This window comes from Martinezella dioscoreae (assembly GCF_009176305.1).
Classification (GTDB): domain Bacteria; phylum Pseudomonadota; class Alphaproteobacteria; order Rhizobiales; family Rhizobiaceae; genus Rhizobium; species Rhizobium dioscoreae.
This window is the reverse complement of sequence record NZ_BLAJ01000002.1, coordinates 45219-71718: the sequence shown is the minus strand read 5'-3', so window position 1 is coordinate 71718 and position 26500 is coordinate 45219. Positions and strand designations below refer to the sequence as shown.

Genomic DNA, 26500 nt, shown 5'->3' with positions numbered 1-26500 from the left:
AGGGGCGTGATCCAATCGAGGGGAGCGATCATGGTTCTGATGACTTTAGCTCTGAACCCAGCTCCTCAGGGATCGCGGCCAAAATCCTTGCGGAGTTCGGTTTTTGCCTTCTCCAGCGTTGCGCGCCGGGATTTCGAAAGCTGATCGCCCGCCCGATTGATATAGAAGTTCAACATCGACATGGCGGATCGAAACGGACTGGATTTGCGGCGGTCGCTGTTTTCGGCGGATTCTTTGAGTGAATCGGCAATTTTCTTGGCGCTGCGCTCGTTGAATACGCCTTTCTTCAGGTCCATGGCATCACTGGTCTCATTGACGTGCTGTGACCATTTCTTCGATTTACCTTTGGGCATTGCTGCACTCCTCGTTGAAATTCGCGGTGCCGTCAGCAACCCTGAAAGGCTGAGCTTGCCGGCGCTGGAATCCGAACAAGCGAGCTGCCGTCATGTTCCCCGTCACGGGGCCAACATTGGCTTCGGGCTCGTAGATTTCCCCCGGGCAATCTTGAAGAGACAACAGGCAGTATTAGTTTTGTGGCCAGAACCTGTCGCGCCTGACCGAAACTATGGTTGCCGAGGGAGCTGCCGATTGAGCGAAACCGAACGCGAGCTTCGCTATGCATCCTGGCATAAGGATGCTGTCATCTACCAACTCCATGTGAAGTCGTTCTTCGACGCCAATGGAGATGGATTTGGCGATTTCGCCGGATTGACGCGCAAACTGGATTACCTGGCATCGTTAGGTGTCAACACGATCTGGCTTTTGCCGTTTTATCCATCTCCCCGCCGTGACGACGGCTATGACGTGCTCGATTATGAAAGCATCAGCCCGGAATTCGGCACGCTCGACGATTTCAGAAGGTTCGTGGAGGCGGCCCATGCCCGCAACATGCATGTCATTACGGAGCTGGTTCTCAACCATACCTCCGATCAGCATCCCTGGTTTCAGCGTGCCCGAAACGCGCCGGCCGGGTCTCCGGAACGGGATTTCTACGTCTGGTCGGAAACGGACGACAAGTTTGCGGAAACACGCATCATTTTCGTCGATAGCGAGAGATCCAATTGGACCTGGGACCCGGTTGCCAACGCCTATTTCTGGCATCGCTTCTACTCCCATCAGCCGGATCTGAACTATCACAATCCTGCCGTCATCGAAGCGGTTTTGGATATCATGCGCTTCTGGCTCGATCTCGGCGTGGACGGCTTTCGCCTTGATGCCGTTCCGTATCTTGTTGAGCGAGAAAACACCAATAACGAGAATCTGCCTGAAACGCACAGGCTGCTCAAGCACATCAGAAAGACGCTCGAGGCAAGCTATCCCGGCGTCATACTCCTTGCAGAAGCAAATCAATGGCCGGATCAGGCACGGGACTATTTCGGAACAGGGGACGAATGCCACATGGCCTTCCACTTCCCGCTGATGCCGCGAATATTCACCGCGGTTGCAATGGGAAATTCCCAGCCGATCATCACCATGGTGCAGCAGACCGATGGCATCCCTGAGGAATGCCAGTGGGCCATTTTCCTCAGAAACCATGACGAGCTGACCTTGGAAATGGTCACCGAGGCCGAGCGCAATTTTCTTTGGGACACCTATGCTTCCGACGAACGCGCCCGATTGAATCTCGGCATCCGGCGTCGCTTGTCGCCGCTCATGGATCAGGATCGGCGTCGCGTCGAGCTTCTCCACATGTTGTTGTTCTCTTTACCCGGTAGCCCTGTGCTTTACTATGGCGATGAGATCGGCATGGGCGACAATGTCGATTTGGGAGATAGAGATGGTGTTCGCACACCGATGCAATGGTCCAGCGGCAAAAATGCCGGATTTTCGGGCGGCGATCCAAAGACCCTCGCACTGCCGCTCCTCGATAATCCCCGTTTCGGCTTCCAGGTGATCAATGTCGCCGCACAGGAGAAGGACCCGCATTCGCTTCTGAACTGGGTTCGTCGCATCCTGGCAATCCGATCGGCGCATCAAGCCTTCGCAAGGGGCGCGATTTGCTTTGTGAGCACGGAAAACCCGGCCGTCATCGCATATGTCAGAGAATATAAAGGCGAATGCATTCTTTGCGTTGCGAACCTGTCAAATATCGCTCAGGCCGCCATGCTCGATTTACATCAATATTCGGGCAGTCGTCCCAGGGAGCTGTTTGGGAAGACGGTATTTCCGGCTGTGGGCAAGCATCGTTATCCGATCATGTTTCAGCCCTACGGTTACTTCTGGTTTCAGCTGAAGCCCTGATCGAGGTGAGCCTTCCAGCCATCAAAAACACGGTCGGCTCGCCCTTGTTTTCCCATTTGAGAAGGGCAGCTCCGGTTGCACGACGATCTTCGTGCCATTCGGCGGCAACAGGCTCAAAGCCTTACCGCAAGTTGTTGTGACCATTAGCCGGGAACGGATCAGGCGCGCCTGGCCGAGTTCAACGCGCCGTCCGCAACTACATAGGGCGGGAGCTCCAGATTCGAACGGAAATCGTCTCCGACATAATCGGTGTCGATGATCGACCGTCGCCGCAACTCGGGCAGCAGCCTGTTCACCAGCAGGTCCTCCTGGTCCGGATTGCCGAAGCCGTGGAGCGAGAGAACATCGAGAATTCCGGCCCGAAAGCGTTCCTCGATCGCATCGACAAGCTGCTCCGGCGTGCCGGCGACCGACCAGTGCCCGGTTTCCTGCGCCTGAATGATGAGCTGCCGCAAGGTCAGCCCTTCACGCGCATAGCGGCGGAAGATTTCCACGCGGCCGCGCCGTCGGTTGATGCTGGTGACCTCAGGCAGAAGTGCCTCCGGCAAAGGCTTGTCGAGCGGCAGTTCGGAAAGATCGAGATCGCCGCCGAGCATGTCCGCCAGTTTCAGGCGACCTTGTTCGTAGTCGATCCGCTCATGCTTCTCCTTCAGGCGTCTTGCAACATCCGCATCGGAATCGCCAATCACCGAATGGAAGGAATTCATGATGAAGGGGAGGCCGGCTGCGCGCCCGAAGCTTGTCGCGCGACGCCGCAGTTCCGTGGCGAAAGCGATGGCATCCTCGAGCTTGGGTTGCGAGGTATAGACCACCTCGGCATATCGTGCGCCGACGGTGACACCGGCTTCCGACTGGCCCGCCTGGAACTGGACGGGGCGACCCTGTGGCAAAGGCGGCACGTTCAAGGGACCGTCGACCTGGAAGTGCTTGCCGCGATAGTTGATCGGATGGAATTTTGCCGGATCGATACCGATCGCCCCGGACGCCTTGCGTTCGGCGGCATTCCGTTCATTGGCATCATAAAGCGCATTGACGATTTCGATGAATTCAGCAGCCCGCTCATAGCGCTCCTCCGGGCTTGGCAATGTCTCGCCGAAATTCTCCTCGCCGACAGAGGAGGTCACGGCATTCCAGCCGGCGCGCCCGCCGCTTGCATGGTCGAGCGTGCCGATCTGGCGGGCCAGATTGTAGGGATAGTGAAAGGTGGTAGAGACGGTGGCGATCAGGCCAATGTGTGACGTCACCTGGCTCAAGGCGGCAAGCGCGATAATCGGCTCCTGGATGCCGGCGGTTCCGGCAAGTCCCGCCGGGTCGATATGGAGCAGGTCGGCCGTGAACAGCCCGGTGATCTTTTCCGCTTCCGCCTTGCGGGCGAGCTCGATGGCACGCTTGATGCCGGTGACGGGGCTTGTGTCGTTTCCGGCGGAAATGACGCTGCTTGCTCCGGTCAATGTCTTCAGGCGTCGGGGACGATTGTGGGTCATCGCGAATTTCCTTGATGTCGTCGGCAACGTCAATTGTTATAATCTATATTTTTAATAGATTATTAGATCGAGCAATGATGTTTTAATAGTCGGCTGCACGATAAAAGATCATGCCGTGCGACACCCTCCTGAAATTATACGTCCTGAGCCACCGAAGCATTGGGTGATCGAGAGATGGCAGGGTCGATCGGTGGGTTCCCGATGATCGGCAACCTCTGGATAGGCTTCAGCTATCGGCAGGAGGCATTCCCTTGGCTGATATGTCGGCCATGGGAATTTTCGTCCTTCGGCAAGGACTGGGCATTGCATCTAGGGCTACGGAGGCGAGTGAGATGGATTTGCCTAAACATCCTGGCGATTATCGGAACCAAAAGCGCACGCCCGCGTAGATTTAGACGACGAGCCTTCGTTCGGTTCTGGCGAGGAGCGGAATGTCATGAACCGCTTCAATACCCACGAAGGGTAATTTGCTTTCCCTCCACGGCGACACGCAGCGTAACTTCGAAAGGAGGACCTGATGTCGAATTATACACCTCTGGTCCTGTTTTTCATCTCTGCAGGGCTGCTGATATGCATGATCGGTATCGGCTTGGCGTCTCTTATTCAGTAAAAACATCCCGGTGATAGCTCTCGATGAGCGAAAGCCGATGGTCGCGGCCGAAGAGGTTCGGGAGCAACTGAACGATTAAAGCCGGAATCCAGGATATGCCGGGCGCCACTTTTCAGGCCCGATCAGCGACATCGGATTTTCGTGGAAGTGTCGAAAGCATGTTATGGATATTTACGTCACTGGTTCTAAGCAGGGTGAGGAAGGCAATCGAATTTTTCCGTCAGATATCGGAGCCGCTTTGGAATCGTTGCTCTTCTATAGTTAGCGAGATGCTCTCCATAGAAGTTACAGACTCGGACGCGAAATATGGGACGACATGGGCATATCACGGCTAGGGAACGGCGGTTCGCGCAAAACCAGTCTCTATGAGGAGCTCTTCGGGCGGCTGAAGGCCGAGATTCTCGATGGGACGGTGCCCGAGGGCGCAGTGTTGACCGAGGCCGCTCTTGCGGGCTTGATAGACAGCAGCCGGGCGCCGGTACGTCAGGCACTCCAGCTCCTCTTCGAGGATGGATTGATCACACGGTTTGATGGCCGCGGTTTTATTGTCGGCAAGACAGGGACTCTTCCGAGGCGGATCAAACTTGCGGACTATCTCGGCAAAATGTTCGACGGGGATGACGACAGGCCGATATTCGCCTGGCAGGCGCTCTATGAAGATGTCGAGAGCATCGTCGTCTATCGCTCCTTTTTCGGCCGCTATCGCATCAATGAAAACGAGCTCGCACGGCATTTCGGCGTTGGGCGTGGGGTAGCACGCGACGTACTGCTGAAGCTTGAAACGCTCGGCATCACCGAAAAGGACGATAATTTCCGCTGGTCGATCGTACCGCTCGACAGCCAGCGCATTCGCGACCTCTACGAGGTGCGCGAGCAAATCGAGCCGGCGGCACTTGCAAGTGCCTTGGGCGGCCTTTCGAACCAACATGCCGACGCGATGCTTTCGAGGCTGGCGCTGGCGCTTGCAGATTATCCCGATGTATCGGCCTCGACCATGTATGAGCTGGAGCTGGACCTTCATCTGCGCAGCCTGCAGGCTTGCCCGAACAAGGAGTTCCTGAGCATCCTGAAGCGGACTCACTGCATCCTGACCCTCAGCAAGCACATCGTCGGCAGCCGCATCAAGAGGCCGGAATACGAGCCTTTCCTCTCCGAGCATATCGGTGTCTTCAAGATGGTGCAAAAGCGCGATGAGGAAGGGCTGAAGAAAGCGATGCGTGATCACATCAGCAATTCTCAGCCCAATGTACAGGCGCGTGCCGCCTATATCCGCGAGCACTACCAGCCGGATGAATACAGTTTCATCCTCTAATGCGGAGCGGCATCAGGTGATGGCGCCGACCTGCCAGGGAACGAATTCATTGTCGCCATAGTCGAAGATCTCGCTGAGTGTCTTCTTTCCGGAGGCGACAGCGATGATTTCTTCGAAGATCCGCTCGCCGGCCGCCTCGATCGTGTCGTCACCGCTGACGATGTCTCCGCAATTGATGTCCATATCCTCGCGCATATGGTTGTACATCTCGGTATTGGTGGCGATCTTGACGCAGGGCGCCGGCTTGAAGCCGGAGACGGAGCCTCGACCGGTCGTGAAGCAGATCACATTGCAGCCGCCGGCAACCTGGCCGGTGACGGCGACGGGATCATAGCCGGGCGTGTCCATGAAGACGAAACCGGGTTCATCGACGATCTCCGAATATTCGTAGACGGCCTTCAGCGGCATTGAGCCGCCCTTGGCGACGGCTCCGAGCGACTTCTCGAGGATGGTCGTCAACCCGCCGAGCTTGTTTCCATAGGAAGGGTTGTTGTTGAGTTCCGCACCGTTGCGGCGGGTATAGTCGCGCCACCAGTCGATCCGGGAGAGTAGCTTTTCTGCGACGGCGGGCGTAACCGCCCTGCGTGTCAGCAGATGTTCCGCGCCGTAAATCTCCGGCGTTTCCGCCAGAACCGACGTGCCGCCATTGCGCACGAGAAGATCGGAGGCATAGCCGAGCGCCGGGTTGGCCGATATTCCGGAATAGCCATCGGAGCCGCCACATTCCAGGGCCAATTTGATCCCCGAAAGCGGCTGGACGGTGCGCTTGGCTGAGTTCACCTCGGGCAACATGTCTTTGATCATTTCGGAAGCGGCCGCGATTGTCTTGCGGGTACCGCCGAGATCCTGGATCGTCATGGTGCGCAGGCGGTTTCCTTCCTCAAGCTTGTAATGCTCCAGGATGGGTGCGATCTGATTGGTTTCGCAGCCAAGGCCGATCATCAGGATGCCGCCGAAATTCGGGTGCCGCGCATAGCCCTGAAGAGTGCGGGCCAGATAGCGGTAGCCCTCCGACTGAGTGTTGATGGCGCAGCCGCCGCCGTGGGTCAGCGCCACGACACCATCGACATTGTCGAAGCCCTCAAGCCCGCCGGTGCGATTGAAATGTTCGGCAATATATTTCGAGACGGTTGCCGAGCAATTGACCGTCGTGATGATGCCGATGAAATTGCGCGTGCCGACGCCGCCGGCGCCGCGGTCGAAGCCCATGAAGGTCCGACAGTCCTCTTGCGGCAACATGCCCGTCTCTTCGATATCGACGCTGAACTGGTAGGGATGGTCGGATTCGATCACGGCCAGGTTCTGTAGATGGACGTGGCCGCCGGCCGGAATGAACTGTGTCGCGACGCCGATCGGCTGACCGAATTTGCGGATCTCCTGGCCGACCTGGATATCGCGGACTGCCACCTTGTGACCGCGCGGGATCTGGTCTGCCGCGATCAAGCCGTCGATGCCGGTCGGGCTGCCGGCGCGGATCATCGCGCGAGCGACCGCGACATCGTCGATGGGGTTGAGCAGGATGACAGGCGAAACGGCGGACATAGGAAGTTCCATATGGTTGGATTAATGTCTATTGCTAGCAATAGACAATTATTCGAGGGAAGACGTCAAGCACGATCGACTTCAGTGCAGGGCTTGCTTTCAGTTGCGTGGTTGGCGCGCCAGCCAGGCGGAAAGATCGGCTTCCGCACGTTCGAGCGCGCTGTGATTGAGAAGTTTCCTTAAGAACGCCACGGCAACCGCGCGCGCTCTCAGATTGAAACGACTATCATCATCCTGACCGCCGAGCGGCTGATAGACACCGAGTTTCACATAGAGCTGCTGCAATCGGTTCTGAACGCTGCGGACCGAAAGATTGCGCCGCTGGGCGATCGCGCGATCGGTCAATCCAAGGGCGATATCGATCAGGATCTCATATTCGGCCTCGGTGAAACCGTTGACGTTGCCGAGGCTCTTTTGCTGCATGCCGCGCACCTCACGGTCGATAACGCACTGGCTTTCGATGAAGATGCTGCGAAGCGCCAGCTTCAGGCGGTCGTCTGAGGCGGATTTCAGAACATATCCGTAGACGGCGCCGGCAGGCACGATGCGCGAAACGCCGCGAACATAGGCCTCGTCTGAATAGTTTGACCAGAAAAGGATGCGCGTCTCCGGTCGCTCCTTCCAGATCGTGCGGGCCGCTTCGATGCCGTTGCGCTGGCTCATCTGCAGATCCATGACGATATGAGACGACCTCAAATCCCGCGCCAGCCGTTCGCCCGTATTGCCATTTTCTGCCTCCAGCACGCCATCGCATTCGGGAAGTGCGGCGCGGATCGCTTCGTTGAGATAGGAGCGATGGAGCGGATCGTCTTCGATGATCAGAACCTTCATGCGGCGGCTCCTCCGGCCGTCTGCGCCTTGGCAGGCAGGTTGACACTGACGATCGTTCCACCGGAGGCTGCTGCGGCCTTGATCGTGAAGCGTGCCGAAATCAGGCGCGCACGCGTCCGCATATTTTCGATACCGCCGCCCGATAATCTGCGGGTATTTCCAAGTCCGACACCGTCATCCACGACATCAATGGTGACCGCACCCTCGGGTGCTTTCAGATGAACCGCAATGTTGCCGGCCTGGGCATGGCGAATGGCGTTGTTGATGGCCTCCTGCGCAATGCGGAATAGGGCAATGGACACCGACTGTTCAAGGCAGTCGATCGCGCCGCCGGTCTCGTCGTTCAGTGTCCAGATCAAAGTCGCGCCGCTCTCCTGGATCGACCGTTCGAGATGGTTCTCGATCGCCTGCGCGAAACCGAACAGTTGAAGGACGGAGGGCTTGGCCTCCTCGATGATCTGGCGAAGATCGTGCATGCTGTGTTGCAGCCCGCGAAAGAGCGGCTCAAGCGCTTCGCCGGTGACATCGGGCTGTCGCGCGAGTCGCTCCAGCCGCCTTGAGAGGCGGGTCAGGTCGGCCAGAATCTGGTCGTGGAGGTCCATGCCGATGCGCTGCCGCTCGGCTTCCAGGGCCTCAGTCAATTTCAGGGCGCCGAGGCGCAGGCCCTCTTCGCGGGCCCGAGCCTCGGCTTCCACGATTGCCGAGCGTTTAGCCTGGTCGGCGGCGCGGATTGCAAAGAAATGGGGTGCCAGCAGATCGGCAATGACGCGGGCGCTTTCGACGTGCTGCATGGTGTAGAAGCCGGTCTGGTGGCTCGAGCAGGAAAGCGCACCGATGACATGCCCCTGGACTTTCAGAGGCACGTGCAGACGGCTATGCAGCGATTGATGAAAGATCGGATGTGAAAACGCGCCCTGGAAATGGAATTGGGGATCATTCCAGGCGTCGTCGGTCAAGAGGTAGTCCGTCTCGCCCCATAGAAGCGTGCGGATGGGGCTATTGCTCACGGGTGCGGGAAAACGGCGACCCCAGTCCGTTTCCAAGCCGCTCTCGTAGGCGGTATGAAATTGCTCGTCCATCAGGATGATGCAGACATCCAGATGGTCATGCGGGATGACGTGGCTGATCTCGGCGGCGACCGCCTGGATGACCGAGTGAAAGTCGAGTTGGCCGGCGAGAAGCCTCGATATGTTGAGATAATGGTCGAAGACCGATTGCGGCGCCAGATCGCGCAAGACACGCCCTCCCAGGCAATGCGCCGACCTATGCTCCTCCGGTCGCTCGCAGCATGCAAATTCCGGCACTATTAAGCGCCGATCCGAGAGATCCGTCTTGCGGATTTGCGCATCTTTTCTGCGGGATCCCGCAAGGTCCCGCCCTTTAAGCGCCTGTACAAGCGTCACAATCTCGGACATCCTGTTTCTACTGACAGGGCAACCTTCAGTGCAAATATTATTTTCGATCGTTCGTTGAGGAGCACGCTCGAAAATCTTGGCCTGGAAGATGAAGTACAGGCGCTTTGGGAGGAAAAAATGAATATTGCCAAGATGCTTATGGCGTCCGCCGTCATCGCTTGCGTTGCCGCGCCGGGGGCTGCCTTTGCCGATACGTCATCCAAGAAAATTGCATTATCGAACAATTATGCCGGCAATTCCTGGCGTCAGGCCATGTTGACCAGCTGGCAGAAGGCTACGGGCGAAGCGGTCAAGGCCGGTGTCGTTGCCGCGGCCGACCCGTTCACGACGGCTGAAAACCAGGCCACCGAACAGGCCGCCCAGATCCAGAACATGATCCTGCAGGGTTATGATGCGATCGTCATTGATGCTGCCTCGCCGACGGCGCTGAATGGCGCGATCAAGGAAGCCTGTGATGCCAAGATCGTCGTCGTTTCCTTCGATGGCATCGTCACCGAACCCTGCGCCTGGCGCATCGCCGTCGACTTCAAGGGCATGGGTGCCAGCCAGATCGAATATCTCGCCAAGAAGATGCCCAAAGGCGGCAATGTGCTCGAAATCCGCGGGCTTGCAGGCGTTTCCGTCGATGATGAGATCTCGGCCGGCATCCATGAAGCTGCCGCCAAATACCCGCAGTTCAAGATCGTCGGTTCAGTTCATGGCGATTGGGCTCAGGATGTCGCCCAGCGAGCGGTTGCCGGCATTCTGCCCAGCCTTCCCGATATTGCCGCGGTCGTGACCCAGGGCGGCGACGGCTACGGTGCCGCTCAGGCCTTTGCCGCCGCCAAGCGTCCGATGCCGACCATCGTCATGGGCAACCGCCAGGACGAGCTTGCCTGGTGGAAGAAGGAGAAGGATGCCAGTGGCTACGAGACCATGTCGGTCTCGATCGCGCCAGGCGTCTCCACGCTGGCCTTCTGGGTTGCCCAGCAGATTCTCGACGGTCAAGAGGTGAAGAAGGATCTGGTCGTACCATTCCTGCGCATCGATCAGGACAATCTCGAAACCAACCTTGCCAACACGCAGGCGGGCGGTGTTGCGAACGTCGAGTATACGCTCGACGACGCCAAGAAAGTCATCGCGGCGGCGAAGTAACCGATATCTGCGAACCGTAGAGACGGGCGCCGCCGATAAAAGGTGGCGCCTGCTGATGCAACGCCCGATCCGGACGATCCATGATTGCAGCGAAAGACAATGTTTTGAAGAGACAGGATGCCGGCCCGCAGGCCGTCGTCTCTGCCCATGGCATCAAGGTGCATTTCGGTGCTGTGAAGGCGCTCGATGGCGCCGACCTGACGGTTCATGCCGGCGAGTGCATCGGGCTCGTCGGTCATAATGGCGCTGGCAAGTCGACGATCGTCAACGTCATCAACGGCGGTCTCAGCCCACACGAGGGCAGTGTCACCTATGAGGGAGACGACAGCGTGCACGGCATCAACGCAGCGCGCGCTTACGGAATACGTTGCGTTTTTCAGGAATTGTCACTTGCGCCCAATCTCACCGTCGTCGAGAACATGCGGGTGGTCCATCGCGGCCTTGCCGGCTGGAATTGGCGGCGACAGGCGGCGGCAATCGTTCGCGCCAAGCTCGACGAGATTTTCGCTGGCCACAGGATCGACGTCATGCGGACCGTCGGCGAACTCTCGATCGCCGAGCGGCAGATGGTGGAGATCGCGATCACTTTTTGTGCCGTCGGCGAGAAGCCGAAGCTGGTCATCCTGGATGAACCGACCTCATCGCTCGACGCCGGGCTTGCCGCTCAGCTGATGGCCTATGTGCGCAGTTTTGTGCAGGCCGGCGGAGCGGTCATGCTGATCTCGCATATTCTCGGTGAGATCCTTTCGACCGCAAGCCGAATTCTGGTCATGAAGGACGGTCGCGTCGTTGCCGATCGCATTGCTCAGGATTTCACCGTCCACAGCCTGGTCCAGGCGATGGGCAGTGTCGTCAAGGAACAGGACCGCAGGGGCAGGAGCGGAGGGAACATCGCATCGTCTCCTCTGCTTGCGCTGCCGGCGCGAGGGGGAAGGGGCCTTGGCTTCAACGCCCGCCGGGGCGAAGTGATAGGGCTTGCCGGGCTCGCCGGCCATGGCCAGACCGATATGTTGCTCGATCTCCATCGCTCGCTTTCTCACAGCTGGCTGCCGGGCAGGCAAGACAATATCGCTTTCGTTGCCGGCGACCGCAGCTTGAACGGCACGTTTCCGCTTTGGAGCATACTGAAAAACCTCAGCATTGCCTCGCTCAGCGATTTTTCGCGTCTGTCGGTCGTTGATCGCGGCCGCGAGGATCGTCTCGGTGCAGACTGGAAGGGTCGCATCGAAATCCGGACGCCGACGATGGCAAACGGCATTTTGTCCTTGTCGGGCGGCAATCAGCAGAAGGTTCTGTTTGCCCGCGCTCTGGCCACGACTGCGCCGATCGTGCTGATGGACGATCCCATGCGCGGTGTCGATATTGGTACCAAGCAGGAGGTCTACAGGATCTTGAGCGACGAGGCTTCGTCCGGTCGGACGTTCATCTGGTATTCGACCGAGATGGACGAGATTCGCCTCTGCGACCGCGCCTACGTCTTTCGCGACGGCGCCATCGTGTCGGAGCTGATTGGAGAGGACATCACGGAGGAAAATGTGTTGGCGGCTTCCTTTGCCGGGGAGGGCGCATGAGCCGCCCGTCATCTGCTACCCTGCGCCTGCTCATTCCGGCGCTGTCGCTTGCCGTCCTGCTCGCCGCGGTCTTTTATCTGCAGCCACGCGCCATGAGCTATATCGGCCTCAATCTGCTCTTCAATCTCGCCGTGCCGATTGCGCTGGCCACGATCGCGCAGATGATGATCATGGCGGTCAACGATCTCGATTTGTCGATGGGCACCTTCGTCAGCTTCACGGCCTGCGTGGCGGCGACCTATCTGCAATCTGCCCCGCTCATCGGTATCCTCATTCTGGCGGCCGCAATTGCCGTCTATGCCGCGATCGGCGTCGTCATCTATATCAGGGATCTGCCATCGATCGTCGTGACGCTCGGCATGAGCTTCGTCTGGGGTGGCCTAGCAGTTCTGGTGCTGCCGGCACCGGGCGGCACCGCGCCCGATTGGGCGCGCTGGCTGATGACTTCGAAGCCGCCGTTCATCCCCATCGCGATCATAGCCAGCATCGTCATCGCGCTGCTTGCCCATCTGATCGTCATGCGCTCTTCCTTTGGAGTATTGATCCGCGGTGTGGGCGGTAATCAGCGGTCGCTGCAGCGGGCCGGCTGGTCCGTTGTTGGTCTGCGTGCCGCCGCCTATGCGCTGGCGGGCTTCTTCGCCGTATTGGCCGGCATTGCCCTGGTTGGGCTTACCACCTCGGCTGATGCGAATATCGCGCTGCGCTATACCTTGCTGTCGATCGCAGGCGTCATCCTCGGCGGCGGGGAGTTTACCGGCGGCCGCGTCTCGCCTATGGGCGCCGTCATCGGCGCCCTGACATTGACCCTGGCGGGCTCCTTCCTGTCGTTTCTGCGGATATCGCCCGACTGGCAGATCGGTGCGCAGGGTGCGATCCTGATCATCGTGCTTGCCCTCAGGCTCTTGCTCAATCGCGTCGAAAAGCGGGAGAAACAATCATGATCGCGCTTGCCACGCTCGGCCGTAAACCCTGGATTTGGTCCTTCATCGCCGCAATCGCGGTGTGGATCATCACCGTTCTCTTCACCGGCGGCGCGAGTTCCATCGGCCTGTCGCAGGCGGCACTCACCTTTGCGGCATTCTCTGTCATCGTCGGCATCGGCCAGATGTTCGTCATCACGCTCGGGCCAGGAAACATCGATCTCTCCGTGCCGGCGACCATGACGCTTGCTGGCACGATCGCGCTGAAACTCATGAATGTCGAAGACAGTATGATCGTGCCGGGTTTACTGGTGTCGCTTGTCATCGGCCTCGGCATCGGTCTCGGCAATTACGCCCTGATCAAGCTCTTGCGCATTCCGCCGATCATCGCGACGCTCTCCATGAGCTTCATCATTCAGTCGACCGCCATCTGGAGCAATCGCGGCCTTCGCATCAAGCCGCCGGAATATCTGGCCGAGTTCACGACATCGGGGGTATTCGGCATACCAAATGTCGCCATTGTCGCCTTGTTGCTCTCGGCGCTTGCCTGGATTCTTCTGGAAAAGACGATCTATGGCCGCTGGATCTCGGCGATCGGTCAAAGCATGTTTGCGGCGCGCATGGCAGGCATCCCCGTCGACGGAACGCGGCTTGCGACCTATGTGCTCTGCGCCATTCTCGCCTCGATCTGCGGCTATCTGCTCGCGAGCTTCTCCGGCGGCGCGGCCCTTAACATGGGCGCGGAATATCTGTTGATGTCAATCGCCGTCGTCATCATCGGCGGGACAGCGGTTGCCGGCGGCGATTCCAACGTGCCGGGCATCTGGGGCGCCTCGCTATTCATGTTTCTGGTCGTCTCGATGCTGAACACCTATGGCTTCGGCGCAGGCCCGAGGCTCGTTCTCACCGGCCTGATCATTATTGCCGTCATTCTCGTGGCTGGCGGCCGTCCGATTGGCGGGCGCTGAATTCTCTCCCAAAAGACCCCAGGAAAACTGTGATGTCCAACGACGCTCCTTCCATTTACGAAATCTACGACACGCGCTTCCGCCATCTGATTGTCCCGAGCGCCGGCCTGGAGGAGCTTTATTCCGATTGCCGCTGGGCGGAGGGGCCGGTCTGGTTTGCTGATGCCGGATGCCTGATCTGGAGCGACATTCCCAACGAGCGCATGCTGCGTTGGGTGCCGGGCGGCAATGTCTCGATCTTTCGCTCGCCCTCGAATTTCGCCAACGGCAATACGCGCGATCGCCAAGGGCGGTTGATATCCTGCGAACATGGCGGCCGCCGTGTGACGCGCACGGAGATCGACGGCTCGATTACCGTGCTTGCCGACAGCTATAAGGGCAAGCGCTTGAACTCGCCTAACGACGTGATCGTCCGCTCAGACGGAACGGTCTGGTTTACCGACCCGACCTACGGCATTCTCTCGAATTACGAGGGTTATAAGGCGGAGCCGGAGCAGCCGACCCGCAATGTCTACCGCCTCGATCCGTCGACAGGGGAGTTAGATGTCGTGGCGGATGATTTCCGCCAGCCGAATGGCTTGGCTTTCTCGCCGGACGAGACGAAGCTTTATGTCGCTGATTCCGCCGCAAGCCATGACATCAGCGCCCCCCGCCACATTCGCGTCTTCGACGTCGTGGACGGTAAGAAACTCGCAAACGGCCAAGTCTTCTGCAACATCGACACCGGCATTCCGGACGGCTTCCGAGCCGACATCGACGGCAATATCTGGACCAGCGCTGGCGACGGCGTTCATTGTTTTGCAGCTGATGGGACTTTGATTGGCAAGATCAAGATACCACAGACGGTCGCTAATCTTACATTTGGTGGTCCGAAGCGGAACCAGCTTTTTGTTGCGGCAACGCGGTCGCTTTATCGGGTCTTTACTACTGCAACTGGGGCGCAGATGCCTTGAAACTCTAACTCCTGGTGCCTTGTGTTACGTCGAGGCCTTGCGCAGGGCGGAGGACTATTGTCACTATTTGATGCTGCACAATGGATTGAGGGCAGGCAAAGATGTCCAAGGAACCGGCTCCCTCAGTGCACAATCAACGGTTCTTGACCATGTAGTGCAGGCGGCTTTAGATGCCTGGCTTGGGAGAAAGCGGTTGCTACTATTGGATACTGGTGGCGCGTCTTGCAGAAATAAATAAACTTCGGAATAGATCGCGCAGCTTAAGGTTCCGCTCACCTGTTTGCCTGTGCATATTCTGAAGCTTGAACGGTTCTATTAAAATAATTAATGATGGGCTGATTTTCGGCCAGGTAGATGGATAAAAGTATGTGGGCTTCTAAAACGGACTATGCCAAACTTTACTCGCCTGAGTACTTTGGAAAGTCGTCCGGGAGTGCCAGCTACAATGGCAGTGATTTTGAACGCGTTTTTTTCAATCTCTGCAAGGCCAATAATATTGATTCATTGGTCGATGTTGGTTCTGGAAGTGGAAAGCTTAAGCAGTCGGCCGTATCAGCGGGGATGACGGTCTTCTCATGCGATTTTGACCCCGTAGATAAAGATGCTTTTCATTTTGATCTCTCGCTTGAAGATGCAGGCGCCGCAGCCACACTATATAATCAAATAGGCGATCGGGTTGGTTCAGCAGAGTATATTACTACATGTCTCGACGTTTTAGAGCATATTGACATCGAGGATGTCAGTAACGCTCTCTGGAACCTGCACACGATAATAGGAAACCTGGCTGTCGTATCCGTGTCCACACGACCAAGCAGCCGCGGAAATAAGTATCACTCGACAGTTTTGCCTCTATCAACGTGGAAGTATTTGTTCGAGCTTTCGGGGTTTGAGATTGCCGATCCGCATTTTTGTTCCGAAGGTCGCAGAATTCTGCCGCCCATTAGCAATGATCCGCTGCTGGGACTTGTCTCTCATTGGGCCCAGGCTGATATTTTCAAGGATCGGCTTGATGGAGAGCCGACCTATCTTCTATTGCGGAAAGCAAAGCGACCAACCGACAAAGAAAGCCGCCTGATAAAAATAGACGCAGTGCTCGATATTGCCTATAGAAAGGAAAAACGACTTGCTTTTCATGAGCGACGTTTACAAGCTATTGCTTTCAATATCAGTCATTTTCAGGACTTTCTGACTCTTCGTCCTCTGTTAGACATTATTCCAAGGGGGCAGTGCTCCGCGCTAATTCGGCGCGACGGGCTTCAATCCGACGAAATGTCAATGATCGTGGGCCACTTCGAGCGCAATGGGATTCCGATAATAATCTATCGGACAGTTGCCGAGATCGATTGGCGAGGACTGTCCGTCCGCACCCTTGTTTCCGGCTCCGAATCAACGGCGGCAGTCAGTCATGCATTAAACGCGCAGGTTATCGAAGCTGCAAAGTTGTGGGGCGTCAAAACGGTGTTGTTACAGCATGGGATATGGATTGAACCCATGCAAGATCGCGAAATCAATTTTGCCTCCGACACTATTTTAGCATGGGGCGCGGAACATGAGCGGTTTAGCAGCGGTAAGCATTCTGCAGCCGGGATTTCCAGATCTTATAGCTCGTTGAACAATGGTCGCTTTAAAGCGGCAGGCTCGCCGAAATTTCATGACTCGTTGCTGCAAACGAACTCGGATGTCCTCCGATGGCGGTTGGGTATCAATATATCGAACTACAGCGAACACGTTCTTCTAGGAATTAATTTGAAATGGCCTCAACATCAGGATGAGAGGTCGCATATTTTAGCGGGCATACGCCGGATGATTCAAAGTAATCCGGAAAAGTTATTCATCGTAAAACCCCATCCGTCTGAACGGCATTCTGAATATGCTGAATTGAGAGCAGATAATACACTTGTACTGGACGACATCCTACTGGGCTGTCTCGATTTATCGGTGTCGAGGCTGTTGGGCGGAATTGCAACAGTTGTGTCTTCTCTTTCGACCTTGTTGCTTGACGGTGCTGTGTTGGGTCGCCGTTGCATCCAGTACGATACCGGAAACAGGCTTCACTATGAATTATGCAAGCCGATTTCCGTTAACGATCTGCATCTTGCGATAAAGAATCCTCTCGCAGCTTCGTTGAGCAGCAAAGATTTTGCATCATACTATAACGATGCGGGCAACGATCATTTTTACGAAGTATTTGCTGAAGTTGTTGGCGACCAATCCTCCAGTGGCCACAGTTGAGGCGACGACCTCAATACTCTCCCCGCGGCGGATGTAGCGTAAGCTGGAGGTCGCGCAAGCCACGGCTGCCGTCGCGGCTGCCGGTTGCGGCGACGGCGGTGAAGATGCGTTCGGCGTCGTCGTACATTTTCAGATTGAGGTAGCAGTATCCGCGCAGCACCATCAGATCGACGCGCTCCTGCTGCAACTGCGCGCGCTGGTCGAGATAGAGCAATGTCTCGTGATAGCGCTTGCCCTCGAAGGCCGAGAGTGCGCGGTCGGCCAGTATGGCGACCTGCAATTCGGCAGCGCGCTGGTGGTTCATCGGCGCCTTGGTCGCAGCGACGGCGGCATTATTGGCAAGGCCGGCCCGCAGATAGGCAAGGCTCTGTCCGTAGGCTGCTTCTTCGCGCGATTTCGGATCCGTGTTGCTCAAGGCAACATCAAAGGCTTCTACCGCTTCCATTGGCCGATTGAGGTTCATCAGGCACCAGCCGCGAGAAAGAGCACTGGCAGGCGTCAGCAGCCGCGCATTGACGGTGGTATTGCATCCCGCCGCGTGCCGTGTCGAGCGGGTCGCCACCCGGGCACGCGTCTCCGGTTCGGCATAATTCGGAGACGGCGCACGGCGCAGAGGGGCTACTCGTTGCACCGGGGGCTCAGCGTTGACGTAGGGCTGCGTTACAGGAGGCTGGGGCGCGACCTGAGAGGCCATCGGTTGCAGGTTCTGCGGTTCGCCTTGCTGCATCGTTGTCTGGGGCAAGGTTTGTGGGGCAGGCTGCAGTGTCTGATTGGGAGACGGCAGCGGTTCTGACGTCGGCGTGCGCGGCGCCGGCTCGCCGAGTACGGCGATACGTTGGGAGCGACCGGCCCACAGTCTCTGGACTTCAGCGACGCCCACACGATCGTTCAACTGGTTGCGCGTAATCGCAAGGCCGTAGGCGGAAGGCTCATCGTCGGGTTTCCAGCGCAAAGCCGTCTCGAACCAGCGAGCAGCAGCCTGCGGCTGGTTCATCGAGCGAGCAAACCACCCGAACTGCTGAGCCGTCGGGACATATTTCTGCTTCACGACCTCCGCGGCGATACGGCCGAGAACATCTTCGCTAAGGCTGGCCGGCGGTTGGAGCGCCATCAGATTGGCGGTTGCCGCAAGGTAGGTCGCCATCGCGTCCTTGGATTCATTGCGCCATTTATACATGGCGTCTTCGGCTTCCTGCGGTTTGCGGTCGGCAATCAGCACCAGAGCCAGCCCCTGCGAGATTGTGGCCGAATCTTCCTTCTCATGCGCGGCTTTGAACCATTGCTCGGCGTCGGGATAATTGCCGCGGCGCAAATAATACCAGCCGAGAAGCGCATCATCGGATGCAAGGCCCTGACTGTGCGCGACACGCTCCACTTGAGACAGATAGTCTTGCGATACAGTCAGTTTGGGATCGTCATTGCCCTGGGCAACGAAGCGGCGAGCCAGATCGGTCCTTATGCTATCGAATTCGCGCCCGCCATTGCCGTCTGGTTTTTCCAGAGACAGGAGATCCTGCATCGGCTGATAGGGCAGCAGGGCCGCCGCCTTCTGGATGGTCGCAAGTCTTTCCTGCGGATTGGTGCAGGTCTTCAGAATATATTTGTAGGCGTCCTGGCCGCGGGCTGCACGATCGGTGCGGATGAAGGCTTCGGCGACGCGCCAGAGAACGTCTATATCGCTGCAGGTCAGCAGGCTCGGCGTCCTGGCGCCGATGTCGATTACAGTCTGATATTGCTTCAGATCGGAGGCGTTGACGAGCCGCGTGCGTGCCTCCGCGATATCCAGACGCTCCAGCAGATCGGCGGGCGGTTGCCATCCGGATTCGGTTGTCTGGCGGTCGGCAATGGCCTTGCGCACCTCGGCATATCGGCCCTCTGAATAGAACTGCCACATGGCCTCGAGCTGCTTGTCGCTGTTTTGCGGAATGGCCAGCGGATCGGCAGGCGGCGTCCAGTTCGGGTAGAGCGTCTGCAATCGGGATATTTCTGCCTGGAGCCGCGCCTTGTCGCCACGGCTTGCAAAATAGCGCAACGCGCTTTCGTCGACCTTCGGCTGATTATCCGCAGCTTGTGCAGGGTTGGTTTGCTGAGGCGATTGCTTTGATTGCGGCTGCGCCTGCTGTGGGGCGGCCTGGGCGATCGAATCGGCAGCGGTCGTATTTGCCGACGAGGCATTGTCGGGGAGAACAGCCGACGGCGCAGCCGCCTGTATATGGTCGGCAAGTACCTGCAAGTCGGCGGGTTGTCCGGAGCTGCCGGCCGAGCTGTTGTCGGCAGTAAGCATCGTCTGCGGCTCAAGGCGTGCCGACTTTGCCAGCTTGATCTTGTCTTCCGGCGAATCGTGATCCTTCGTCGCGAGCGTAAATCCCGCCACGGCGACGGCCAGGAAAGCCATGATCAAGGTGGACTTTATAAACACTCCGGATGTCTCTCCGTGACGAAAGCCAGGCTCAACAGCTGCAAGGTGGCCGGATAGTAAAGCGATGGGGTGAACTGCCGAACCGAAGCAGGCAGTTTCGCTCCGCTCACCACACACGCCACAACATCGTTAACAATTCTATAACCCGGATCTGGAAGCAGGTCCTTCGGCTTGCCGGTCGTCAGATCGATCGTTGCAGGTTCGTCCTCCTCGACGGTCATGCCCTGCTGCAGACGCGAAAGCAGCGCCTTGTCGCCGATGCCTGCGCGCGCCAGGTAAAGCGGGATCCTGACGCCATTATAACCGAATTCCGCCTCGAAGCCGTCTGCCGGTTCCGGCTTCGCCTTCACGCTAACCCAATCGGCGGGAAGCTTGCGCGGACCAAATTGCAGGGCGCGCAGCAGGGCAAGGCCATCATCGCTGAGCTTCTGCCAGCGATCGGAAGGCACCAGCAGTGCCATGACGGGAATTGCCTCGAAGACCCAATAGGATGGATTGATGACGGGTCCATCCTTGCGCCCGGGCGGCCGATAGCCCTCTACGCCGGGAATGAGCAGTGTCCGCCCTGCGGAACTGATGACGACATGGGACAGGATGGACTTGGCCATGCTCGCAGCCGCCTGCAGATAATCCCTGTTGTTCCAGGCCGAACCCGCCAGGGCCAGTGCGTAGGCAATCAGCAGATCGCCATCCGAAGCGTTGTTCGTGTCCGCCACATGTGGAACAGCAGTCGGATCCCATTTCCAGACGGCAAGGCCGTCGTCGCGCAGCAGTAGCTCCGTGCGGGTAAAATACCAGATCTGTTCGAAATCGGCGGGATTGTTGGCGAGATAGGCAAGCAGCATGCCGTAGCCTTGGCCCTCGCTGTGGCTGATGCCGCCATTGCCGTTGTCGATGATGCGTCCGTTCACATCGAGAAATTTCGCTTTGTAGGCAGTCCAGGCCTGCGGATCGATTGCCAGCCGCTGGGCGGCAGCCGGTTGCGCTGCTGTCATCATGGCCGCGCTGCAGATGGCAAGAACAAGGTGCCGGAGTTTCATTCGCGCCTGCCGATCTTGGAAAGAACGCTTGCCGTGCTCACCCCGAGCAGGAAGGAACCCACCACGAACAGGAAGGCGTAGGACAATATGTTGCTGGAAAGCCAATTTGCGGCGATCAGCCGATAATTCGTCAGCGACCAGGGTTGGGAGACGACAAAGGTGAACCGGCTGACCGGCACGGTATCGATCTTTCCCGTCTTGCCGGAATAGACGGTGATGCGGCCGCTGATCTGCGACCAGGTATGCTGCGCACTCATCGCCTCGGCACCCGCTCGCAGGTCTCCGGCACTGGGCGCGGTGACAACGGTCCAGGTCGCGTCATTGGTTGGATTGGCCTCCTGAGCGATCAGGAAGCTGTTGGCATTCGATGGGGTGAACACCTGCTCTGAACTGGGGATGAAGCGAAGCGAGCTCAAGGTGATATCGAAATTGCGGTGCATCCATTGCTGGAAGCTCTGCATCTGCCCCTGCAGCAACCCGCCGCTGATGCGGGAGCGCCAATCGGCGATCGTCACGGACGCTTCAGGTATGCTGCCTTGGCCCGGGGCAGGCGGGCGCCAGGCCACCTGGCTCGAGGCGGAGATATTCATTTGTGTGAGGATCGTCGACGGCAGCTGCGAGACGGAACCGATGAACAGCGCATTGCGGCTCCCGACCGTACTCGGCGAGGCGGTCGGTTCGAGCGCGATGGGATGGCCGGCGACAAGCGCCATCTGGCCGAGGAGCGTCGCGGTCGCAGACAGCGTGTCGGTGTCTGCGCGGTCGATGAAAAGCGCGGTTGGCTCGGTTTGGCGGTTGTAGGGATAGCCAGTGCCGGCAAGGGCTGCAAGGTTCGGCCGCTGAGCGATCCTTGCAAAATCCGGGACGGTGAACTGGCTGGTATCGAACAACGCGAAGCGGGGCGTCGTGCTTGAGGTCGCTGCGGGCGCGCAGGCGGTATCCTCTTCTGCCAGCAACATGGCTTCTAGCGTGATCGTGTTCAGACCCGGCTTGAAATGGCGCATGGTGATACGGATGGGCAATTGCCGGAAAATGCCGCCCCCGGTTGCCGTGATCGGCTTAGTCGTGGCGATGCTGCCATTGACATAAACATCGATATGGCTGCCAGGTCGCACATCCTTCGCATAGGCTGCATCCAGCAGGATGGTGGCCTCGCCATAGGCATTCGCATAGAAATCGGACGGGATCGCCACGTTGAAGCTGGTATGGAAACGCCGGCCGGAGAATTCTGTCGTCCTGACGCCCAACTGCTCGAAGGAAAGACTGGTGCCGGAATAGATCAGCGGCGCATCAGGTGCGGACCATCGTTGCGTTAACAGCAGATCGCGGCGGGTATTGGGGTCGCGGTCAGTCGGCGAAACAACCATGTCGATCGCGGATGCGATCGCCTGCCAGGACGGGCCGCTGATAAGGAGAAGCTGCTGACCGCTGCGTGGGTCCGTCGCAAAGGTCGCCAAGGCCCCATTTTGGGCCGCGGCTGGAACGGCAAAGACGGGCTGCAGCTCCGCCGGCGTGCCGACGACGACGGTCATCTTGCCGGGGCCTGCTGGAGGTAGGGCATCCGTGCCGAACGAAAAGGCTTCGTTCGGCATTCCGCTCAAAAGCGCCAGTCCCTGTGCCAGACGCAGGATCGGCTTGGTCGTTCCCGGTTGAGCCAATGCCGGCACGACCAGATTGAACTGTGTCTTGCCGGTACCGTCGACACCGATCGCGCGGATGGCGTCGGTGGTGGTGAGTTTCTCCGCTTCGCGACTGGCGAAGCTGAGATAAGTTCTTGCGGGATCGATATCGGACCAGAGCTCGTACGTCGACGGAATGTCGCAGTCGACGCGGTGGCGCTGCGTCGCCTCGAAGGTCAACAGATTGGCGCCGGGCTGCAGCAGCCCGCGCGGGATATCGAAGCTGATATCCGACTCGTTGTCCGAGGAGCCGATCTGCTGCTGATGGACGGCACGGTCATTCACGAGGACCGTAAGCTGCGATGCCTCCGGGGCGACGACCACCGCGTTCTGGTAGGCAAAGGTAAGTTTCGCGGGCGCCGCCGCCTGCTCCGGCGTCAGATAGATCGACCAGGATTTGCGGTCGGCTTCACCCTCCAATCGCAGCTTTGCGTAGGGAACGACATAGCGGCGGAATGCCGACGGGTCGGTGCTGGCGGTTGCCTGTTTCGCCTTTGGCGCCACTTGCGGTGTCGTCTGGGCGGGAGTGACAGGGGTTGTGACCTGCGGCGTTGCCGTCTGTGGAGTAACGGTCGGCGGCGTCATGACCAGGGGCGTAACAGCTTGAGGAGCTACGGTCTGCGGTGCTACGGTCTGAGGAACCGTGACCGGAGGCACCGCTGCCTTCGGTGGCTCTGTCTGCGGCACGGCAGTTTGCGGAGTTATGATCTGAGGCACTGTCGGCGCTTCGCCTTTCGGCCGCTCGCCGGACATGTCGAAAGGCATCGTCTGGGCCTGCGCCGTAACGGCGCCAAGGATAAGCAAGAGAGCGGGGAGGGCGCGGTTCATCAGCTTCTGGCCTTCGCATCCTGCCGCTGCTGTGTGCGATCCGAGCCAACACCCCTGAACAGGTAGATCAGACCCCGGCTGGTCTGATAGAGCGACATGCTCAGAAACCAGAAGGTTCCGCGGATGATGCCCGGATTGCGCCGCCGCGCCTGCTGGAACTTCGTCCATTGATCGGAATTGGCAAAGACGAGGTCGGCAATCAGGCGATGGTCGGCAGCACCCCTCGGAATATATTGGCAGCCGATGGCGGTAATATCGCCCATCTGCTCGATATTACGAACGACGACCGACAGGGTCACCATGTCGGCGCCACTATAGGGCTGGAAGCGGATGATGGCTTCCGAGCCGACCGCGACCGGTTCCAGATCCTTGTTGAAGACGTTCAACCTGGCGCCATGGACGGAGACGTCCTCGATGGAAGCGGAATTCCAGCGGCCGTCGATCCCGAACTCGCTGCGGCGGTCGACTCTGACGCGCCGCGAAGATGCACGCTCGCCACGTTCGGAGACGACGCCGAGAGCGCAGCCGGAAAGGACGAGGTTGATGATGTTCCAGCCGCCGACGACAAGCGTAACGTCGGCCTTATAGGGCTCCGCATAGACGCGGTAGATTGTGACCGCCAGTGCGATGATCTGAACGGCGAAAATAACGAAGAACGGGCGGCTGATTTCCGAAAGCCGGCTGACGGCGATCGATTCGTCCTTGGCCGTGACCTTGAAAGTCGGCTTGCGGGGATTGAGCATGACCGAGACGACGGCCGGCAACAGGTGCACCGTCTGTACATATTCATAGAGTTCGGAAATCCACGGCCACCGGAACGACCCGTAGAGATAGTTCTGCATCATCAGGTTCACGAGCATATAGGCAAGGGTATAGGCGAGGAACTCGCTGCCCGATGCCGTGAAGATCTCGAGATCGAAGAAGAGATAGAAGAGTGGCGCAAACAGGAAGATGACGCGCGGAAACGGAAACAGCCAGAACAGCGTCGACGACATGTAGCAGAGCCGTTGCGGCAGCGTCAGGCCGCGCTTCAAGAGCGGGAAGCGGAAACGCAGGATCTGCATCATGCCTTGCGCCCAGCGGCTACGCTGACCGATGAAGCTTGCGAAGGTCGCCGGCTGCAGGCCGGCAATCAGCGGTTTGTCGACATAGATGCTATTCCAGCCGGCGCCATGAAGAGCAAGCGCGGTTTCGCAGTCTTCCGTGATGCTGATGCCGCTAAAGCCATTTTGCGATTGCAGCGCCTTGCGGCTGAGCACGGCGGCCGAACCGCAGAAGAAGGCGGCATTCCATTTATCGAGGCCGCGCTGGATGATGCCGTAGAACATCTCGTTCTCGCTCGGCATGCTGTCGAAGGTGCGCAGATTGCGCTCCAGCGGGTCCGGATTGATGAAGAAATGAGGGGTCTGAACGAGAAAAAGCTTCGGGTCGTCCTCGAAGTAGCCGACGGTTTCGCGCAGGAAATCACGCGCAGGAGCATGGTCGGCATCGAAAACGGCGATCAGGTCGCCGTTCGAATGCTTCAGCCCGTTGTTGAGGTTGCCGGCTTTGGCATGTTCGTTGCGGTCGCGCGTCAGATATTCGACATCCAGATCGGCGCAGAGCCGCTTGAGCTCGTCATGGCGCGCGATTGCGGCCTGCGATTCCAGGATTTTGGTCGAATTGCGCTTCTGCAATGTGCCGCCATCGTCGAGCAGCCACACTTTGAGCTTGTCGGCCGGATAATCCATCGCCTTGGCGGAGGCGAGCGTGTTGGCCAGAAGATTGGTATCTTCATTATAGGACGGAACGAAAACATCGACGCTCGGGAAATTCTTGGTTTCGGAAGCGCGCTTGGTTCGTGGCGGCAGCGGAGTAGCAACGATGAAGAGGCTGAGCATCAGCATCGCCACGTTGTACATTTCGGCGAGATAGAGCAGCAGCCCGGGAATGAAGTTTTCCAGCTGGTTTACGGGCGGTATCGTATAGGACGTACGCCAATAGACATAGCGCAGAACGATGGCCGTGCCGAAAGCGAGCGCCACGAGCCGCCATGTTCCCTGACGCTTGAGGATCTTGATGATCGCCATCAGGGTGACAACCACGGTGCTGGCAATCAGCTGCGTTTGAAGGTTGACCGGCAACGTGATCAGCACGATTCCGCATAGTGCTATCACGGCCCATATCAAGATGCTGCGTGCAGTCTGCATCGGTGTCCCTTCAAAGGTATTGCCAGACGCCATCCTGGCGCCCCCAAGCAGCGCCGCCTGCTAGCGGCACCCCTGAGATATGCCAGTTGCCCCGTTACAGTCCGGTAAAGGCACGACGATATTGCTTGCAGTATTTGCAGGTGGCGGCGCCGCCATCGAACTTGCACCATTCGCGCCATTCGTCTGCGGTTGATCGTTCTGCCCATCCGGCAGCGGTACGCGCGGGCCGATCATCGGCGGCAGAGCCGGCGCCGCCTGCGGCTGGGGCTTCATCATGATCGGTCGGCGCACGATCGTAGGACGCGGTGCGGCGGGGCGGTTCTGGTAGCCGATGCTGATAGGTGCCGTGCGATAAGGGGTGGCATCGGGATAGACCGGTTCGCCGGGCTTGCCCAGAACGGCATCCGCGCCGCGGGGCGCGCCGAAAGGGTTGAGTGCGGCGCCGGCAAAATGGCCTGCGATCGTATAACCATAGACCGTGCTCAACAGCTGGCCTTCGCTCGCATGGGCGTCGCAGAGCCGGATGCGCACCTGTACCATGCCGAAATTGTGTTGCTCCTGGGGCGGCGCAAAGCCGGCCTTCACCTGCTGCCAGGCATAAAGACAGGTATCGCCGGCGCGGCTCTGGCCGGAGGCGTAACCGAAGGGGCCATAGTTGTTTTGAACGAAGGTTGCTGAGCGGGCGAGCCGAACGCCGGGCACGGCAGCCGCCATCTCACGTGCAATCGCGCCGTCGCTGATCGTATTGTAAGGCCGGCTTCCGAGTCCCGGATTGGAGCCTGTCAGCCCAAGAAACTGAACCTTCAGGAAATTCTGGCCTGAGACGGAAGATGAGGTGGAAAGCGCGATCGTCTGCTCGACATCCTTGCCATGCCTGCGCTCGACCACGTTTATGATCGCCGGTCCGCCTGGCGGCGGAAATGCCAGTGCCTTGTCACTCGAGACCGTTTCCACGCCGATCGACTGACGAACCTGGCCGGTTGTGGTGCAACCAGCGCCGATGCAGGCCAGTATCATCAACGCTATCGTCTTTGAAAAATGCATCTCTTAGATCGCGGCAATCCTGTGTGATCACATTCATCGGCAAATTGCGCGACGGTCTTTGGAATCAAGTGCTTGTATTCACTATAGC

The 26500-nt window shown here is 58.5% G+C and carries 17 protein-coding genes and 1 pseudogene; 8 read left to right on the top strand and 10 right to left on the bottom strand.

Annotated elements, in window-relative coordinates; all coding sequences use genetic code 11:
- Window positions 1-65 precede the first annotated feature (65 nt).
- A complete protein-coding gene (locus GDN47_RS06830; protein ID WP_113352469.1) occupies window positions 66-353 on the bottom strand; it encodes a DUF3175 domain-containing protein in 288 nt (95 codons plus the stop codon).
- Between the two features lie 235 nt (window positions 354-588).
- On the opposite strand from GDN47_RS06830, the pseudogene treS reads away from it, so the two are divergent.
- Window positions 589-2235 (top strand): annotated as a pseudogene (gene treS, locus GDN47_RS06825) (maltose alpha-D-glucosyltransferase); the annotation flags it as partial.
- A gap of 164 nt (window positions 2236-2399) precedes the next feature.
- Here treS and GDN47_RS06820 read toward each other — a convergent pair.
- Window positions 2400-3725 carry an NtaA/DmoA family FMN-dependent monooxygenase gene (locus tag GDN47_RS06820; RefSeq protein ID WP_152092886.1) on the bottom strand — a complete coding sequence of 442 codons (1326 nt, stop codon included), beginning with the start codon at window positions 3723-3725 and terminating at the stop codon, window positions 2400-2402.
- Window positions 3726-4651: 926 nt separating this feature from the next.
- Here GDN47_RS06820 and GDN47_RS06815 point away from each other — a divergent pair.
- Entirely contained in the window at window positions 4652-5647 is a 996-nt protein-coding gene (locus tag GDN47_RS06815; RefSeq protein ID WP_152092885.1) for a GntR family transcriptional regulator, read from the top strand.
- Between the two features lie 12 nt (window positions 5648-5659).
- Here the strand turns inward: GDN47_RS06815 and GDN47_RS06810 are convergent, their stop codons facing one another.
- The 3 genes from GDN47_RS06810 to GDN47_RS06800 all read right to left on the bottom strand — a co-directional run bounded on the left by GDN47_RS06810 (window position 5660) and on the right by GDN47_RS06800 (window position 9255).
- Complete coding sequence (locus GDN47_RS06810; protein WP_113333606.1) at window positions 5660-7189, bottom strand: UxaA family hydrolase; 1530 nt, start codon at window positions 7187-7189, stop codon at window positions 5660-5662.
- 99 nt (window positions 7190-7288) lie between these two features.
- A complete protein-coding gene (locus tag GDN47_RS06805; protein ID WP_152092884.1) occupies window positions 7289-8020 on the bottom strand; it encodes a response regulator transcription factor in 732 nt (243 codons plus the stop codon).
- The gene (locus GDN47_RS06800) at window positions 8017-9255 is read right to left on the bottom strand and encodes a GAF domain-containing sensor histidine kinase (RefSeq protein WP_173002459.1); all 1239 of its coding nucleotides are present in this window, start codon (window positions 9253-9255) and stop codon (window positions 8017-8019) included. Before GDN47_RS06800 ends, GDN47_RS06805 begins: the two co-directional genes overlap by 4 nt.
- A gap of 297 nt (window positions 9256-9552) precedes the next feature.
- On the opposite strand from GDN47_RS06800, the gene GDN47_RS06795 reads away from it, so the two are divergent.
- The 6 genes from GDN47_RS06795 to GDN47_RS06770 all read left to right on the top strand — a co-directional run bounded on the left by GDN47_RS06795 (window position 9553) and on the right by GDN47_RS06770 (window position 17213).
- Window positions 9553-10569, top strand: coding sequence for an ABC transporter substrate-binding protein (locus tag GDN47_RS06795; RefSeq protein WP_152092882.1), 1017 nt, complete (start codon window positions 9553-9555; stop codon window positions 10567-10569).
- An 80-nt stretch (window positions 10570-10649) separates the two neighbouring features.
- The gene (locus GDN47_RS06790) at window positions 10650-12140 is read left to right on the top strand and encodes an ATP-binding cassette domain-containing protein (RefSeq protein ID WP_152092881.1); all 1491 of its coding nucleotides are present in this window, start codon (window positions 10650-10652) and stop codon (window positions 12138-12140) included.
- On the top strand, window positions 12137-13081 hold the full coding sequence (locus GDN47_RS06785) for an ABC transporter permease (RefSeq protein WP_113333610.1): 945 nt from the start codon (window positions 12137-12139) through the stop codon (window positions 13079-13081). The genes GDN47_RS06790 and GDN47_RS06785 overlap by 4 nt, the downstream gene beginning before the upstream one ends.
- The gene (locus tag GDN47_RS06780; protein WP_113333611.1) at window positions 13078-14028 is read left to right on the top strand and encodes an ABC transporter permease; all 951 of its coding nucleotides are present in this window, start codon (window positions 13078-13080) and stop codon (window positions 14026-14028) included. Before GDN47_RS06785 ends, GDN47_RS06780 begins: the two co-directional genes overlap by 4 nt.
- A 32-nt stretch (window positions 14029-14060) precedes the next feature.
- Window positions 14061-14981: an SMP-30/gluconolactonase/LRE family protein gene (locus GDN47_RS06775; RefSeq protein WP_113390129.1), complete on the top strand. Its 921-nt coding sequence runs from the start codon at window positions 14061-14063 to the stop codon at window positions 14979-14981.
- A 354-nt stretch (window positions 14982-15335) separates the two neighbouring features.
- Window positions 15336-17213 carry a glycosyltransferase family protein gene (locus GDN47_RS06770; protein WP_152092880.1) on the top strand — a complete coding sequence of 626 codons (1878 nt, stop codon included), beginning with the start codon at window positions 15336-15338 and terminating at the stop codon, window positions 17211-17213.
- A gap of 10 nt (window positions 17214-17223) precedes the next feature.
- Here GDN47_RS06770 and GDN47_RS06765 read toward each other — a convergent pair whose 3' ends face one another.
- Genes GDN47_RS06765 through bcsN form a run of 5 tightly spaced genes read right to left on the bottom strand, consistent with a single transcriptional unit; the run spans window position 17224 to window position 26385 of the window.
- On the bottom strand, window positions 17224-19632 hold the full coding sequence (locus GDN47_RS06765; protein ID WP_443096538.1) for a tetratricopeptide repeat protein: 2409 nt from the start codon (window positions 19630-19632) through the stop codon (window positions 17224-17226).
- Complete coding sequence (locus GDN47_RS06760) at window positions 19623-20672, bottom strand: family 8 glycosyl hydrolase (protein WP_152092879.1); 1050 nt, start codon at window positions 20670-20672, stop codon at window positions 19623-19625. Before GDN47_RS06760 ends, GDN47_RS06765 begins: the two co-directional genes overlap by 10 nt.
- Window positions 20669-23179 carry a cellulose biosynthesis cyclic di-GMP-binding regulatory protein BcsB gene (locus GDN47_RS06755; protein ID WP_152092878.1) on the bottom strand — a complete coding sequence of 837 codons (2511 nt, stop codon included), beginning with the start codon at window positions 23177-23179 and terminating at the stop codon, window positions 20669-20671. Before GDN47_RS06755 ends, GDN47_RS06760 begins: the two co-directional genes overlap by 4 nt.
- On the bottom strand, window positions 23179-25368 hold the full coding sequence (bcsA, locus tag GDN47_RS06750) for a UDP-forming cellulose synthase catalytic subunit (RefSeq protein ID WP_152092877.1): 2190 nt from the start codon (window positions 25366-25368) through the stop codon (window positions 23179-23181). Before bcsA ends, GDN47_RS06755 begins: the two co-directional genes overlap by 1 nt.
- Window positions 25369-25428: 60 nt before the next feature.
- Window positions 25429-26385: a cellulose biosynthesis protein BcsN gene (bcsN, locus tag GDN47_RS06745; protein ID WP_233789789.1), complete on the bottom strand. Its 957-nt coding sequence runs from the start codon at window positions 26383-26385 to the stop codon at window positions 25429-25431.
- Between the last annotated feature and the right edge of the window lie 115 nt (window positions 26386-26500).